General features: G+C 54.7%; 7 protein-coding genes and 1 pseudogene. All 8 read left to right on the top strand.

The annotated features are described in order from the left end of the window. Positions 1-4: 4 nt before the first annotated feature. Complete coding sequence (locus ABEW73_RS31600; protein ID WP_430168781.1) at positions 5-10,333, top strand: amino acid adenylation domain-containing protein; 10,329 nt, start codon at positions 5-7, stop codon at positions 10,331-10,333. A 33-nt stretch (positions 10,334-10,366) separates the two neighbouring features. Then, the gene (locus ABEW73_RS31605; protein ID WP_430168783.1) at positions 10,367-11,338 is read left to right on the top strand and encodes a hypothetical protein; all 972 of its coding nucleotides are present in this window, start codon (positions 10,367-10,369) and stop codon (positions 11,336-11,338) included. A 34-nt stretch (positions 11,339-11,372) separates the two neighbouring features. Then, a complete protein-coding gene (locus ABEW73_RS31610) occupies positions 11,373-12,089 on the top strand; it encodes a thioesterase II family protein (RefSeq protein ID WP_430168785.1) in 717 nt (238 codons plus the stop codon). 21 nt (positions 12,090-12,110) lie between these two features. Next, positions 12,111-13,391, top strand: coding sequence for an ACP S-malonyltransferase (gene fabD, locus ABEW73_RS31615; RefSeq protein ID WP_430168787.1), 1,281 nt, complete (start codon positions 12,111-12,113; stop codon positions 13,389-13,391). A 14-nt stretch (positions 13,392-13,405) separates the two neighbouring features. After that, the gene (locus ABEW73_RS31620; RefSeq protein WP_430168790.1) at positions 13,406-14,779 is read left to right on the top strand and encodes a M20/M25/M40 family metallo-hydrolase; all 1,374 of its coding nucleotides are present in this window, start codon (positions 13,406-13,408) and stop codon (positions 14,777-14,779) included. Positions 14,780-15,280: 501 nt separating this feature from the next. Beyond that, positions 15,281-15,739 carry a cupin domain-containing protein gene (locus ABEW73_RS31625; protein WP_430168793.1) on the top strand — a complete coding sequence of 153 codons (459 nt, stop codon included), beginning with the start codon at positions 15,281-15,283 and terminating at the stop codon, positions 15,737-15,739. Between the two features lie 655 nt (positions 15,740-16,394). After that, on the top strand, positions 16,395-17,321 hold the full coding sequence (locus tag ABEW73_RS31630; RefSeq protein ID WP_430168796.1) for an alpha/beta hydrolase: 927 nt from the start codon (positions 16,395-16,397) through the stop codon (positions 17,319-17,321). Positions 17,322-17,567: 246 nt separating this feature from the next. Continuing rightward, positions 17,568-17,633, top strand: a pseudogene (locus ABEW73_RS31635) (phosphotransferase); the annotation flags it as partial. Positions 17,634-17,713 lie beyond the last annotated feature (80 nt).

The raw sequence follows: 17,713 nt of genomic DNA on the forward strand, positions 1-17,713 counted from the left end.
TGCCATGTTTCAACTGGATTTGCTGGATACCAAAAAAGACACATCCGGGCGGAAGGGGCGGAGCGGGGGCTCCGTCTCCAATGTTTCCCTCAAGGATATTGCGATTGTCGGGATATCCGCCAAGCTGCCGCGCGCGGAATCGCACGAAGCCTTCTGGGAGCTTCTGCGGAGCGGCCAGGACCTGGTAGGCGGGTTTCCGGATTCCCGCAAGAAGGAATTGAAGCCGTATTTGCGCCGCATGGAGGCGCAATCTGGTCCCGTTTCCTTTTTTGACGGGGCGTATATCGAAGATATTTCAGGTTTTGACTATTCTTTTTTCGGACTTTCGCCCAAGGAAGCCTCGCTGATGAGCCCGGCGCAGCGCCTGTTCCTGCAGACGGCTTGGGGCGCGGTTGAGAATGCGGGGTACGGCGGAGATGCGCTGCACGGTTCGCGCACAGGCGTCTTTATTGGCTATAACGGGGACATGCTGCATGATTACAAGCGAATCATCGAAGCGCTGGACCCGGAGGCCTTGTCCATGGCGGCTCCCGGCAATCTGAGTTCCATGATACCGAGCCGGATTTCGTATCTGCTTAATCTGCGCGGACCGGCGATTAGTGTTGATACCGCCTGCTCCTCCTCTCTGGTAGCGATTCATCTGGCTTGCCAATCGATCCGCAGCGGTGAATGCGAAGCAGCGATTGCAGGCAGTGTCAAAATTAACCTGCTCCCGCTGGATACCGGCATACGCCTTGGCATCGAGTCAAGCGACAACCGGGCCAGAACGTTCGACGACTCGGCGGACGGAACGGGTATCGGCGACGGTGTGATTGCGCTGCTGCTGAAGCCTCTCTCTCGCGCGCAGGAGGACGGCGACCACATTTATGCCGTCATCAAAGGCAGCGCGATGAATCAGGACGGCAGCTCGGTCGGCATTACAGCTCCGAACGCCCTCGCGCAGGAAGACGTCATTGCGCGTGCCTGGCAGGATGCGGACATTGATCCCGAAACGGTGACATACATGGAGGCGCACGGCACGGGAACCTCGCTTGGCGACCCGATCGAAATCAACGGGCTGACGCGCGCCTTCCGGAGATATACCGACAAACGCCAATTTTGCGCGATCAGCTCGCTGAAAACGAATATCGGCCATCTCGACCATGCCGCCGGCATTGCCGGGCTGCTCAAGGCGATCCTGTCGCTTGTCCACAAGCAGCTTCCGCCAACGCTTCATTACCGCTCGCCGAACCGCAACATTCCGTTTGTGGATTCGCCCGTTTATGTCAATGACGAATTGACGCCATGGGAGACGGACGGCGAAGCAAGAAGATGCGGAGTAAGCGCGTTTGGCATGAGCGGGACCAACTGCCATGTTGTGCTGGAGGAGGCTCCAGCCGGAATACCTTCGGGCCGCTCGGACAGAGCGGAGCTCTTTTGCTTGTCCGCGCACAGTTTGACGGCGCTGGAACGGCTCGTGCTGCTGATGCGGGACTGGTCTCAGCAGCATCGCGGCGATAAAAGCTGCAGCTTGGCCGACCTTTGCTATACCTTGGCCGTCGGTCGGGGAGCCCATCGGTATCGGCTGGCGATTGTGGCAAGCAATTGGGAAGAGCTTGCCCAGACCTTACATACCGCAGCAGAAAGCGGGCTTACCGGCCCTGCGCTGCCAAACGTTTTCTTCGGGATGGTCGATTCGGCTGCAGCCGGGAATATGCGGCAGCAACCCGTTCCAGACGAACGGGAAATGGAAGCGCTGGAGCTGGGCCAACGTTATGTGGGCGGATACGAGATCGACTGGAAGGCGATCTATCTAGGACAACGCCACAAGAGGCTACCGCTTCCAACCTATCCGTTCGATTCTTACCGCTGCTGGGTGGTAGAGGCGCGCGCCGGAGCGGCGCTTCACACGCCACTTGCGGCCTGGAGCGGATATTCGCTCGGAGGAGATATTCCCGAGGAGCTTAGGCAAGAAATGAACGAGACGTTTGCCAGATGGCAAGCTGAGCTTCAGCAGAGCGGTGGGGAGACGAGTCAGCGCCGCCGCAGTGTTAGGTTAACCGGGGAGCGATCCGGTACAGAATGGGAGCAGCATGTTGCAGATGTCTGGGGAGAACAGCTCGGTTATGACGAATTGCCTGCGAATGCCGGGTTTTATGAGCTTGGCGGAGATTCCATTATTGCGCTCAAAATAGTGAACCGGCTTAGCGAGCTTGCGGACGTCCACATTCAGGTGGTGGATTTGCTGGGGCATGCGGATCTGCCTTCGTTTACGGCCCTGATCGAGCGTCGGCTCAGGGAGAGCGGTGCGGCAACAGCTCAAACAACGAACGCCCAAAGCAATGTTGGGCAAAGGGAAGCGGCTCAGAACAGCAGACACGAGGCAAATGGCGAGCATGACGGGCAAGCAGTGTCCATTAGCCGTGACCTGGCAGGAGCTGACGGGCATAGCAGGCTATTGATCGGTCAAATGTCCGGCGGCCGTGACGGAGCAGGAACATCCGGCGGGCAAGTCAGGCTATTGAACGGCCAAGCGCTGCACCTTTTGTCCGGCGATACGCTGGAGTCGATTCCAAGGGCGGCCCTGCAAGAGCACTATCCGGTTTCATCGCCGCAGAAACGCATGTATTTGCAGCAGCAGGCGATGCCGGATGATCGCAGCTACAATTTGCCCGAATGTTTGCACTTGGACGGGGCTATTGATGCAGACCAACTGGAAGCCGCCTTGCAAGCCATCGTGGAGCGGCACGAGACGCTTCGCACCAGCTTCTATGTCATCGACGGCGAAATCAGGCAGCGTGTTCATGCTGCCATACCGTTCCACCTGGTCCGCATGGAGGCCAATGAAGCCGAAGCAGACGGCTTGCTGCAAAGCATGTTCTTGCCGTTCAGGCTCGATACGGCTCCGCTGCTTCGCGCAGCCTTGCTGACGCTGGGACCGGAGCGCCATGTGCTGTTTATTGATATGCATCATATTGCATCCGACGGCATGTCGGCGGGTATTCTTTTGTCCGACCTGATGACTCTATATCAGGGTGGTTCGTTGCCGCCACTGCCGCTGCAATACAAGGATTATGCGGTATGGCAGGAGAGCAGACCGCTCTCCGGAAGCGCCGAACGGTATTGGCGCGAGCAATGCCGGGGAGACTGGCCGACACTTGCGCTTCCGACCGATGCTCGGCGACCGCCTGTCAAAGGCAATCGCGGCGAAACGTTTGACGTTTACGTCGAGGCCGGTTTGATGGCGGCTGTGCGCAGCCTCGCGGCCGAATCAGGCACGACTCCGTTTATGGTGCTGCTCTCGGCGTATTACACTTTCCTCGCCAACTATACGGGGGCCGAGGACATTGTCGTCGGCACGCCGATTGCGGGGCGGACAAGGCGCGAACTGGAAGCGGTCGCGGGCATGTTCACCGGCACGCTGGCGCTTCGCGCTTATCCGCGCGCGGACAAGCCGTTCAGAACCTTTTTATCCGAAGTGAAAGAGATGGCGACCGGAGCTTACGCCCACGCCGATTATCCATTCGAGGAAATCGCGCAATGGGTGGACAGAAGGGACGCCAGCCGGAGTCCACTGTTTGACACGATGTTCATCATGCAAAACCTTGGTATTCCAAAGTCTTCATCAGCGGGATTGTCGTATCACCACCAGCGTTTTGAGCATGGCACGGCCAAATACGATTTAATGATTCAAGCGGTGGAGCATGGTGCGGAATTGCGGCTTGTCGTGGAATATAATGCCGATCTGTTTCACCGCGCGACAGCCGAACGGTTCATGCGGCATTATGGGCAGCTGCTGCGCAGCGTGACGCATCGTCCCGCCGCCGCGCTCGGCGAAGCGCAGATGCTGACGGAGGAGGAGCGCCTGCACATGCTGGCGCTGGGGAGACGCGAAGCGGACTTTCCACCGCCGTGCTGTCTGCATGATTGCTTCAAGGAACAGGCGGCGGCCGTTCCCGACCGGCCGGCCGTATCTTGCGGCGGTGAATCCATGACCTATCAGGAGCTGGATCGCCGCACCGATGTGCTGGCGCGAACCTTGCGCGCCAAAGGTGTGGGACACGGCAGCGTCGTCGGCATCATGGCGGAGCGTTCCATCCCCATGCTGACCGCGATGCTCGCCGTTATGAAAGCCGGAGGCGCATATATGCCGGTAGATCCGCATTATCCCGGCGAGCGTATCCGCTATATGCTGGAGGACAGTGGCGCGGAGCTGGTATTCGCGGACGGCGCAAGTTCCGGAGCCGCGGCCGTCGTACCGGCCACCTTGCAGGTGGTGGACATTGCGGATGAGACGTTGTTCTCCGGCGGAGACGATGCTGCCGCCCTAAGGACGCAGGACCCCGCCGATCCAATGTATGTCATCTATACCTCCGGTTCTACGGGTCAGCCGAAGGGCGTCATTGTGCCGCATCGCAGCTTTTACAATTTCGGGCATTCGCTCCGGACATTTTTTGAGGGGCAATACGGTGAGAGGGACAGATGTCTTAGCTTGACCAATATTTCGTTTGATGTCAGCGTAGCAGAGCTGTTTATGCCGCTCATGTTCGGGGCTTGCACGGTGCTTTACCCAGAGCCGAAATTGCTTGATCCGCGGCGAATTGCCGAGGTGATTGCGGAAGAGCGGATTACCTTCGCTTATTTGCCGCCCTCTTTGCTGAAAGAGGTTGCGCGGCTGCTGGAGCAATCGGCTTCCGCGATTATGCTGGACAAAATGCTTGTTGGGGTAGAGCCAATTCAAGATGAAACGCTCCAGCTGTTTTCGAAGCTTAATCCCGAGATTCGGATTATGAACGGCTATGGCCCAACGGAGGCCACGATTTGCTCCAATATGTACGCATACAAGCCGGGCGCTTATCGCGGTGGCTATGTGCCGATTGGCGGGCCGATGCACAATGTCGAAATTTATATATTGGGCTATGGCGGCCAACTTGCTCCTATGAATGCAGTCGGGGAGCTGTATATTGCCGGCAGTAGCCTTGCTGACGGTTATGTGAACAAGCCGGTAATGACGGCCGAGCGCTTTTTGCCGCATCCATACCGCAAGGGCCACTTCATGTATCGTACCGGCGATATCGTAAAGTGGCTGCCGGACGGCAACATGATGTATGTGGACCGGGCCGACCAACAGGTGAAAATCAGAGGTGTGCGGATTGAAATGAATGAGGTTCGCTCGCAATTGATATCTCTTCCCGAGGTGGAGGATGCGGTTGTAGTCATTCGCGAGCAGGCAAGCGGCGACAAGGAGCTGTGTGCGTATGTGGTTGCTTCGGACAAGCTTCCTTCGCGGGAATGGCGAAGAAAGCTGAAAGACAAGCTGCCAGAAGCCATGATTCCGGCCTATATCGCGGCGATTGATGCAATACCGCTGACGCCGAACGGGAAAGTGGACCGTCGCGCCTTGCCGGAGCCTGAATTCGGGCTTCGGGAGCAGGGAGAGCTTGAGCTGCCGCGAGACGGGATGGAAGAGAACGTTTCCGCCATTTGGAAGGAAGTGCTGGGCGATACGGCTGGGCCCATCGGCATTCACGACGACTTTTTCGAGCTTGGCGGCCACTCCTTGAAGGCTGCCGTATTGGCGGGCAAGCTCGAGCAGGCGACGGGAGTCCAAGTTTCGCTCAGCCTGATATTCGAGCATACCTCCATTGCGGAAATGGCCGCCTGGCTGAAGGATCAGGACGGCGCCGCTGCGGCAGCCGAGCCGATCCCGAAGGCGGAGCGCCGGGAGTGGTATCCGATGTCGCGAGCACAGCGCCGCCAATATATGATGCAGATGCTGGCCGGAGATGCCACCATGTATCATGTGCCGTTCGCGCTCCGCTTGCAGGGCAGATTGGATGCATCGCGGCTGGAAGACGCGTTTTCGGCACTGATCGGTCGCCACGAAAGTTTGCGGACAACCTTTCATATGACAAAGGACGAGTTCAGGCAAATGGTTCATCCGCCGTATGACTTTCAGCTGGAGACGCTTGACCTCGCAGCGATGAACAGGGACGAGCTTTTTCGAGGAGCGCCGCCGGACTTTGCTGAGGTGACGCGGCTGATGGAAGTCTTCCAGCGCCCGTTTCATCTGGACAAGCTGCCGCTGCTGCGGGCAGGGCTGCTCCGATTGAATGAGGAAGAGCATCTGCTGCTGCTGGATGTTCATCACATGATTACGGATGGTGTGTCCTCCGGTTTGCTGGTGAATGAGCTGTCGCAGCTGTATGCCGGACAAGCGCTGCCAGAGCAGCGCGTACAATACAGCGATTATGCGGTGTGGCAGGAGGCCGGATTTGCCAGTACCGCATATGCGGAGCATGAGCGGTACTGGATGGAAATCTTCGAAGGCAAGCTTCCTGTGCTGGAGCTGCCAACGGATCGGCCGCGGCCGTCTCTGCCGAGCTATAAAGGCCGCCGCTATTCGTTCCGGCTGGACGCGGTGACAACCGCGGGGGCACGAAAGCTGGCGCGGGAAGCGAAGACGACGCTGTATACGGTGCTGCTGGGCGCTTTTGCCACGATGCTGGCCAAATACAGCGGTCAGACCGAAGTGATTGTGGGCACCCCCGCCGCCGGCAGGGAGCATGCCGATACGCATGGCATGATCGGGATGTTCGTCAACACGCTGGCGCTGCGGATTAGGCCGGAAAGAGACAAGACGGTAAGGGCCTATATAGCGGAACTGCAAAACCATGTCGTTGAGGCGCTTTCGCGCCAGATGTATCCTTTCGAGGAGCTAGTCGAAGGGTTAAAGATTGATGCGGACAGAAGCCGCAATCCTTTGTTCGACGCCATGTTTGTCTTGCAAAATATGAACCGGCCAGTGATGGAAGCAGGTGGCCTCGTATTTGGCGAAATACCGTTCGAGGCGGGGACAAGCAAGTTTGACCTGACGCTGGAAGCGGTGGAGCGGGAAGCGGATATCGAGCTGCAATTGGAATATGCAACGGATTTATTTCATGAGGAAACCGCGCGACGCATGGCGGAAAGTTATACCGTGCTTGTGCAGGAGATGTGCAGATCGCAGGGTCGCACGGTCGGCGAGCTTGAGCTGATGAGTGAGAGCGAGCGGGAGCAATTGTTGGCTCTATTGGGTGGAGGAAGCATGCCGGTACAAGCCGCAAGTAAAGAGGGGAGCAATGGCAGGATGGAGATTCGAGCAGACAAGGACATGACAGAGCGGCAAGGAGGCGCGGGTGCAGTTTCCGCGCAAGCAACGGCGGAATGGACGGGGTTCGTGCAGGAAGTGGAGCGCCAGGCGGCGCGCACGCCAGATGCGGCCGCGATTCAATTCGGTGCGGAGATGGTGACGTACGCCGAACTGAACGAACGCGCGAATCGGCTTGCCCATTCCTTGCGGGCGAAGGGTGTGGGGCCTGAGAGCATTGTCGCCCTTATGGCGTCTCGCAGCCCGCTGCTACTTGTCGGTATTCTGGGTGTTCTGAAAGCCGGAGGCGCTTATGTCGCCATTGATCCCGCTTACCCGAAAGAGAGGATCGACTGGATGCTTGAGGATTGCGGTGAAGCGCTACTGCTGACGGAAAAAGCCTATGCGGGAGTCGCAACGAGAGCCGCTGCCGAGATGTATCTGGACGATCCGGAGCTGTATGCGGCGAACAGAGGCAATCCGGAATGTATCCATAAGCCGGACCACTTGGCGTATGTGCTGTATACGTCGGGCTCGACCGGGCGCCCCAAAGGTGTGATGATCGAGCATCGCGGGCTGTCGCATTTCATCAGCGGCTTCCGAGAGCGGATTCCGTTTGAGAAGAGCCAGCGCATCCTGGCGATGGCATCGGTCTCCTTTGATATTTTTGTCGTTGAAAATCTGCTGCCGCTCACGCTGGGTATGCGGATTGTATTGGCAAACGAAGAGGAACGGGACGACGCCGCCTTGCTGCAAGGCCTGATCGACGAGCACGGCGTTGATGTTCTGCAAATTACGCCTTCGCGCTTCAAATGGTGGATGAATCAGCGAGGCGAAACGGAAGGCTTGCAAAAGCTGCGCATATTGATGATCGGGGCGGAGCCGCTGACGATGGATATGCTCGGCAGGCTGTGCGCCGCTACCGGAGCCAGATTGTTTAATTTGTACGGTCCGACGGAGACGACGGTGTGGACCTCCATCCGTGAAGTGACTGAAGGCGAGGACATTTCGATCGGGACACCGATTGAAGGTTCCCTCATGATGGTGCTTGACGAAGGAATGAAGCTGCAGCCGACAGGTGTGACGGGCGAAATTTGCATTGGCGGACCGGGCGTGGGGCGTGGGTATCTCAGCCATCCCGAATGGGATGCCGCTTTTGTGCCGAATCCGTATGCTCCGGGCGAACGCATGTATCGCACGGGTGACCTTGGGCGCAGGCTTGATAATGGAGAGTTCGTCTATGGGGGACGCCGCGATTTCCAGGTGAAAATCAGGGGTCACCGGATTGAGGTCGGTGAAATTGAGCAGCTGCTGCTTCGCCATGAGCAGGTAAAGGAAACGGTTGTCACCGCGTTTCAGGAAGAGGATGGGGAATATGCGCTTTGTGCGTATGTTGTCCTGCAGAACGCCTCGCCAACGGATACGGAGAAAGGAGGCGAGGCGCCATCCGGCCGGGTGACAGGACAGCTGCGTGAATATCTCCGGGACAAGCTGCCTGCTTATATGGTTCCGGCCTTCATGGTCGTTCTGGATGACATTCCGCTTACGCCAACGGGCAAAATCGACAGAAGGGCGCTGCCGAAGCCGGGACCGGCCGATGCCAGCATTCGAGAGCTCGTTCCGTTGTCAACGGATACCGAGCGCAAGCTGGCGGAGATTTGGAAGGAGCTGCTCGGTACGGATGTCATCAGCGCCAAGGACAGCTTTTTTGAGCTTGGCGGCCATTCCCTGAAGGCGGCAGGCATGGTCAGCCGCATTGCGGAACGCTTTAGCATCCAAATGCCGCTGCGCGATATTTTTATGAATCCTACGCTTGAAGGTTTAGCGGCCCATCTGGATACTAGTGAAACCGTGGCTACCGCGCGCATTCCGAAGCAGCCGGAGCTCGAGCACTATCCGATGTCAAGAGCGCAGCGCCGCCAATTTATGATGGGGCTGATCTCGGGCGAGGCAACGATGTACCATGTACCGTTCGCCGTGCATATGAAGGGCAAGCTCGATGTGGAGCGGCTGGAGGAAGCTTTCCTTGCGATGATTCGCCGCCATGAATCGCTCAGAACGACATTTCATCACGAGGAGGACGAGTTCCGTCAGCGCGTGCATGCAGAGCCGGTATTTACGCTGGAGCGGGGCGCCAGGCTGAGAATGGCGGCGGGCAAGCTGCTCGCGGAAGGCGGAGACGAAGGATTGTTCGGCGGCATCAGCGCGCTGATGGAGCGCTTTATCCGTCCGTTTGATCTCGGCCGTCTCCCGCTGTTCCGGGCCGGATTAATCCCGCTTGGCGAGGAACGCCATCTGCTGCTGCTGGACTTTCATCATATTATTACTGATGGCGTCTCCGTCAGCGTCCTGCTGCAGGAACTGACCACGATGTACGGCGGCGGCGAGCTTCCGGAACTGGATATCCAGTACCGGGATTACACGGTATGGCAAGAAGAGCAAATCGGCAGCGAAGCCTATATGGGGCATGAGCGCTACTGGCTGGAGGCGTTCGAAGGTGATCTGCCGACGCTTGAGCTCAAGACGGACTTGCCAAGGCCGGAACTGCAAAGCTTCGAGGGCGGTCTGATCAACTTCAGACTGGATGAGGAGTTGACGCTTCAGATCAAGACATTCGCACGCGAGCGGGGTACGACGTTGTATACCGTGCTGCTCGGAGCTTACGCGATGCTATTGAGCAAATGGAGCGGTGAGGAGGATATCATTATCGGCACGCCGGTAGCGGGCCGCAATCATGCGGGACTGGAAGGGTTGATCGGGATGTTTGTCAATACAGTTGCGATTCGCAGCTTTCCGGAATCGTACCGGACCGTGGGCGATTATTTGTCTGAGCTGCATGAGGATGTGCTGCGAGCGCTGGAACACCAGAATTATCCGTTCGAGGATTTGGTGCAAAAGCTGGGAATCGATCAGGACCGAAGCCGCAATCCGCTGTTCGATACGATGTTTATTTTGCAAAATATCGATCGCGTCGCTTACCGTTCGAGCGGCATTGAATTCGACCCTAAGGAGTTCGATCCGGGCGTAAGTAAATTTGATCTAACGCTTGAGGCACTGGAGCAGGACGGCAGGATCGACTTTGCGCTGGAATATGCGACAAGTCTTTTCCGGGAAGAGACCGTCCGGGCGCTATTGCATGATTATGCGGCGATCCTACGCGCGCTGGTTGATGACGGAGCACAGAATAGAATCAATGCCGTGCTTGCAGCAAGCAAGCTTGTATGAACCAACATTCTAAGCCTAAGGAGGCGACGAACGATGAAGCTGTCCATGAAAAGGAAACCCTTTAACGAGTTTTGGATGAACTGCATGCTGAACCAGGCGTTCTCCATTGCAGTGTCAGTGGAGCCCAGCTACAATGATGCGGCGTATTTGAATATTTACCGTTACTATCCTTGGGAGGCCGCAACGGACAAGGATTTCCGCTATCCGACCATTGACACACTGTATTATATGGACGATCCGGTCAAATTTCCGTTATCGCGGTTGATCCGCTATATCGAGCCCGGTCATTTCCGCAGCAAGGAGACGGTGCTGGAGGAAATCAGGGCGATGCTTGCGGGCGGACGCAACTTGAGCGTAAACGTCGATCTGTACGACTGGCTGCCGGGCAGCATGGCCTGGAAAAGGTTCCATTGGTATCATTATTCGCTGTTTAACGGATTCGACAAGGAGCGCGGCACCTTCTACGTCATTGACGATACACTTGCGGGCTACGAGGAGCACGAGGTGCCAGAGGAAAGATTGCTCAAAGCGTACGGCAACTCGGAATACAACGTGAATCCGGACTATTTGGGGCCTGCCTACTACGTATACAACCTGCATGAAAAGATTCAACCCTACGAGTTGAAACTGGCTGAAGTAGTGGAAAATGCGGAGCGGCTGGCAAGGGAGCTTGGCGAATTCTCCATAGAGGGGATGTGGAATGTAGATTCCGAACCGGAGAAGAAGCAAGCTCATTTGACCTATGGCCTTGTCGGCGTGAACATCATTTGCAACCGGCATATCGCCAACATGTCGCTGCTCCGCTCCATGCGGGAGAAGGACCTAATCGGCGAAGCGCTGTATGAGTCGCTGTCCGGTCAGCTTGGCGAAGTCAGGAATGGATGGGATCTGTTGAAGGATCGCTTTGTGACAGGAGAATTCGATCGCGGGAGAGAGCTGGCGCTGGCGGAGGTTTTGTTCGCAAAGGAACAGGCGTTCTGGACCACGCTTGTCGCCGGCGCGTAAAGGCCGCTTACATCAAACCTGGGAGGCGGGCGTTATGACGATATCTTTAATTTGTTTGCCATATGCTGGAGGCACCGCACAAGTGTACAAGCGCTGGACGAACCAGCTGCACCCTGACGTGCGTCTTGTACCGGCCGAACTGGCGGGAAGAGGAAGCCGCATGGGCGAGCCGTTCTATGCGGACTCTGCGGAGGCCGTGCGGGATTTGCTGCCGCTGGTGCAGAAGACGGCGCTTGGCTCCGATTCATATGCTCTATTCGGCCACAGCATGGGTTGCCTGCTCGGGTATGAGCTGCTGCATGCGCTGCAGGAGGAAGGATTCCCGCTGCCTAGGGCAGTCTTCCTCTCCGGCAGAGGGGCGCCGCATTGTGAGCAGGTGGTGAGTCGCCGGATCCATATGCTTCCGGAAGAAGAGTTTCTTGATGAAGTGAAACGACTCGGCGGCATGCCGGACGAGCTGTTCCGGCATCGGGAGCTGCTGGATCTGTTTACGCCGATCCTAAGAGCCGACTTCAAGCTTGTCGGTGAATACGAGCATCGGATGCGGGCGCCGCTGCCGCTCCGGCTCACCATCTTGAGCGGCAAAGATGACGACTGCATCAAAGGCCCGCTCGGTGAATGGGACCGTTATGCGACGGGAGGCTGCGAGCTGATGCTGTTTGAAGGCGGACATTTTTTCCTGCATGAGCAGGAACAAGATGTTGTAGCGGTGATAAACAAAATGCTGACCGAGGCGCCTGCCCCGATCTGACCTTGAGGAGCGTGATGGAAGATGCTGAACAAACATGCGATATGGTTTCCCGGTCAGGGCTCGCAGCGCGTCGGAATGGGAAAAGCGCTGAGCGAGCGGTATGCGGTTGTCAAGGAAACGATAGAGGAAGCGAATGAGGCGCTGGGCATGCGTCTTGATAGCCTGATGTATGAGGGACCGTTGACGGAGCTGACGCGGACGGACAATGCCCAGCCCGCCATTCTTGCGCTTGGCGTGGCGATGTACCGCGTCTACAGCCGGGAATGGGGATACGTACCGGCGATGGCCGCCGGCCACAGCCTGGGCGAGATTACCGCTTTAACCTGCGCGGGAGCTATAACGTTCCCGGATGCGCTCCGGCTCGTACGCCGCCGTGGCGAGTTGATGCAAGGGGCCGCCGCTACGGGGATCGGCGCGATGGCCGCCGTGAATGGGCCGAGTTCCGATGTTGTCGCCAATGTATGTCTGGAAACCAGCGCAGGCTGCACGGATGGAAGCCGTATAGTTGTGGTATCGAATATGAATTCAGAATCACAAACGGTGATTTCGGGACACAAAGAGGCCGTCCGTGAAGCCTCCGAAAGACTGTTGGCCCATGGAGCCGAAGTCATTCCGCTGCAGGTAAGCGCGCCGTTCCATAGCCCGTTAATGGCGTCGGCGGCGGCACAATTTGCCGAAGTGCTGAGCTGCGTCTCGTTTGGAGAAATGGCTTTTCCCGTCGTTTCCTCCATGACGGGTCTGCCTTACGGGAATACAGCGGAGATTGCGGGTATGCTGGCAAGGGGATTGACAGACCCCGTCAATTGGCCGGCAGTCCTTGCATTTCAGAAGAGCATTGGCATTGCCGCTGCCGTGGAGCTGGGTCCGGGCCATGTATTGAAACGGCTGGCTCCAACGGAGGGACAACGCGTATTCACTTTTGACGACAAAGAGGATGAAGCATACCTGGCTGCCGCAAGCTTGCAAACGGACGCTTATCCGATTGAATTGCTGAATCGTTGTCTGGCAATCGCCACTTGCCTCAGCAACCGCAACTGGAACGCGGCCGAATATGAACAAGGTGTCGTTTCGCCTTACCGCGGCGTGCAGCAGCTGGTCGAGCGGCTGCGTGAGACGGGAGAGCAAGTGACGGAGACACATGTTCGGCAAGCGCTGGCGATGCTGGAATCGGTGTTTCGCACCAAAGGTACGTCCGCCGAAGAGCAGGAGCGGCGGCTCGCAAGGCTGCAAGGTGAGTTCGGCCTGGGTAGCTTGCCAGGCCTTTCTCCTGCCGACCGCCCATACGCGGGCAGTTTATTATAGGAAGGAGAGGGGTCATGGGTATCCAGCTGACCAATGACGCGTTTGAGCAGGATAGTGCCCGGCGCCCGGGGGAGCTGCCGTCTCCCGTGGAGATTTTGCAGGCTTTGATCCGCTTCAATACAACCAATCCGCCGGGTGAGGAAGCCGCATGCATCATGTATATCCGGCAACTGCTTGAGGATGCGGGCATTGAGCCGCGGATCTGTGCGCTTGACCCTGCCCGGCCCAATCTGCTGACCAGGATAAAGGGCAGCGGGGAGGCATCGCCGCTGCTGCTGTACGGGCATGTTGACGTCGTTGGCGTCGACAAGCAAGCCTGGAGCCGCGACCCGTTCGGAGGCGACATTGAGGATGGCTTCGTCTGGGGGCGGGGCGCTCTTGATATGAAAGGCGGCGTGGCGATGCTCGTATCGTCTTTCCTCCGCGCGCATGTCCGTAAGCTGCCGCTCCGGGGCGATCTCATTCTGGCGATTGTCAGCGACGAGGAAGCAGGGGGCAAATACGGGGCTTCCTTCCTGGTAGAGCGGCATGCCGATTATTTTGCGGACGTAAAGTATGCGCTCGGCGAATTCGGCGGCTTCGCGTTTCATGCGCTGGGGAAAACCTTTTATCCGATTATGGTGGCGGAGAAGCAGCTGTGCTGGCTTAAAGCGACGATTCGGGGAGATGGAGGCCACGGATCCATGGGCAAACAGGGAGCCGACTGTATGGCGCAGTTGGGGAACATGCTTCAATCGCTTAACCGGAATAAGCTGCCGATACGAGTGGTACCGGCGGCCCGGTTGATGATTGAAGGCATGGCCGCCGCGCTGCCGTTACTGCCAGCGCTGCTGTTGAGAGGAATGCTGCGTCCCCGCTTAAGCGGTCTTATCCTGAAGCTGCTGGGGGAAAAGGGCGGGACGTTTACCCCGCTTCTGCGTAATACGGTCAGCGCGACCGTTGTTCGCGGCGGCGAGAAAATCAACGTTCATCCAAGCGAAATTACGGTCGAGTTGGACGGCCGAACGCTGCCGGGCGTCACGCCGCAGCAATTTATGGACGAGCTGCGCCGATTCGCAATTCATGATTCGATCGGGCTGGAAGTGCTGCGCCATGACCCATGCGCCGCTGCTCCCGACATGGGGATGTTCGGTTTGCTGTCCGATGTGCTGAAAGAAGTGGATGAGGAGGCCGTTCCGGTACCGATGCTGCTGCCCGGAGGGACGGACGGAAGATGGTTTGCGAGGCTCGGCATCCAAACCTACGGTTTCCTGCCAATGCCGCTGCCCAAGGACATGCCGTTTACCAAACTGATTCATGCAGCGGAGGAACGCATTCCCGTAGAAGCGATCGGGTTCGGCACGGATGCGATTTACCGGGTGCTGGAGCGGTACGGAGCACAGCCGTGATGCCTTTTAAAACGTTTTGACAATTTTATTAGCGCTTGAAATATAAATGACGATTTCAAGCGCTTTTTTTGCATAGCTTTTCAAGAGAAAAGGATTCAACGTTGAAGAATGTTCACAAAAAAGTTTAGTTTTATCTATTGTAAATAGCGATGTAGAGGATAAACTTAAGAGAGCATGCAATTTGAATCTACAGCGTGTGGAACAAAAGTTTCATTCACGTTTAAAATGTAATAGAGAGGACTACAAAGGCGTAGTCTTACTAAAGCAAAGAGGCTTAAGGTTATAGCATTCCTACTTGTTAGGAAGCTGTATAACTTTAGGCCTTTTTGTGTTTATTCTCTGGTATGGGAGATGAGGAAATGGAAGAAATTTGTTTCACACCTCTTTTAGCCGAGAACAGAATCGATGTTCAAAAGTGTATCACGGCTGTAATGGTTGCTATGCTCATTGCAAGTAAAATGGTTCCAAAAAACTGCACCTAAGAAGTAGAGGAGGGTACACATGAGTATCGATAAAAAGATGATTGAAGAAATGGTTCGTAAAATCATCATGGAAAAAGTAGGGGTTGATGCTATTGAACAGAACGTTCATAGAGGTCCTAGAGGGATTACTTCTATTAAAGTGCCAAATATGAAAGTAACAGAAGAGGATCGTCTCGATACAGGCAACCCTAATGATATCGTCTATTGTAAAGACCTTTTTTCGCTAAAGGAAAGTCCAAGACTTGGCTGCGGTATCATGGAAATGAAAAAAACAACCTTTGACTGGACACTTAACTATGATGAAATTGATTATGTGATTAAGGGACATCTAGATGTTATCATCGATGGTACAAAGGTGTCAGTTGGACCAGGAGAAGTGATCCTGATTCCAAATGGAAGTAAGATTCAATTTTCCGTGCCAGAATATGCACGATTTATCTATGTAACATATCCGGCTAACTGGGCAGAACAAGCGTAACATTCTAATTTCTACTCGCCGGAGAAATCCGAAACCCAAACCGCCGCAACAGTAATGTACGTATACTCCGTGCTCCATGGTTTCAGAACCGGGGCTTTAGCGATGCCCCGGTACCAATTTCGAGCGGACTAGCTGCCAGAATCATTCCCGACGGGCGGGCAGGATCTCCTGATACAACTAGAGGTTTATCCTTGTATTCTGCGGGATGATGTCTAATGAAACAAATGTGACCACATTACAAACAGTACTAAAGCCTGATTCTTTGGGCTTTTTTTTATTTTATGTGGTTTGATTTGTGTCATTAAAACATGCACAAATGTGACCCCTTTGTAGGATTTTGACACAAAAATGGGTACGTTGTGGAGGACCTTTGTCGATTAGGTGTTTCAATGAAGAAGGTTATCAACCTGAGCCACGACATTCGAATTTAATTTATTAACAAAGCAGTAGCTTATAGCGTGGTCACGTCCTATACTGATGATTATAACGAGCGTCGTATTCACTCAAGCATCGGAGTATCAACCATTACATCTCTTTGGTGATCAACTTCGAGTCTATTGCCCTTCCAGCAAATCGTATTTTTAAGCTCTTTATTTCTATATTTTAACAGAGAAAACGATAGAGAAATCTATAGACTATCGTAGAGGTCACGTGTATGTCGGTTTTGAAAAAACGAAAGTGGATTTTATGGTTGTCAGCTTTAGTCCTTATCGTTGCAGTTTCAATAACATTTTTCATGCAAATCATCATTCATTCCAATGTACCCGAACTTGCAGAAGGAAGCATTGAGCAGCGATATGCACAGCAAGGAAGCCATCCTGTAAAGGTGGAGGAAGTTAAGAGTACGAGCGGGGAGGGTTTATTTAGAATATACTACCCAGCATTTCAAGGAGACGAATCCCATCCTATTATTTCATGGGGGAATGGAACAGATGCCACGCCAGATCGTTATGATGAGCTCTTCACTCATCTAGCAAGCTGGGGATTCATTGTAATCGATTCCTATAGCAAGACAACAGGAACAGGCAAAGAAATTGTGGAGGCTATTGATTATTTGAAAAATGAAAACGAACGAGCAAACAGCTTGTTTTATCAAAAAGTACAAATGGAACATATTGGTGTAGCTGGACATTCTCAAGGGTCTACTGGGGTCATTAATGCTCATACCAACTATATAAGTGGATCCTTGATTAAGACGGTTGTATCCATAGCTCTCCCGGATTTGAAGCATTGTGATCCGGAAGATGTGTATGATACATCGCGTATTACCGTTCCTTTCTTCATTATGGGCGGTACACGAGATTTTCTAATCTCGCCGGTATCAACGAATCAATTAGCGCTGCGGAGTACCAATGCAAGCACACCAGTGATGATGGGAATGGCAAAAGGTGCAGCTCATACAGCAATTGAAGGCAACGGTGGCAATCATAGGGGGTACTTGACGGCTTGGATGCGATATCAGCTGCTTGATGATCAGGAAGCCATGAAGGCATTTCATGGGGATTCTTCCGAGATGATGAATAATACAAATTGGGTGGACGTTATACAAGCCAATATGGATGATAATAAATTCGTGCAATAACAAAAAAAACGGCATTTTTGCCGTTTTTTTTTGTTGATGTAGTCATTGAACTAACGGGGGCGATAGTTTAATTGATTTAGGCTGAATTCATTAAGCTAACTGGAAGGAAGAGGTAATAAATGAATATATCTATAATCCACCTTTCATCGTTGTCTTCTTTTCCAATATGATGATTATGTACTGCGTTAAAGGATGGTGATTTTATGTTAGTAGGAGAATTCAAGCATCATATTAATCACATGGATAATGGCAAGTGGAAAATCGACCGTGGCACAGTTGCTTTCTGAACCATTCGATAAATTGGTGCATTTACTTTGAGAATTTTTTGAAAAATGACGGCAAACGACAGGTACAAAAAAAGTTTCATCTTGTAAAAAAATGGTGGGAGGACT

Origin of the sequence: Paenibacillus lautus (genome assembly GCF_050482385.1) — a bacterium.
Taxonomy (GTDB): domain Bacteria; phylum Bacillota; class Bacilli; order Paenibacillales; family Paenibacillaceae; genus Paenibacillus_AQ; species Paenibacillus_AQ lautus_B.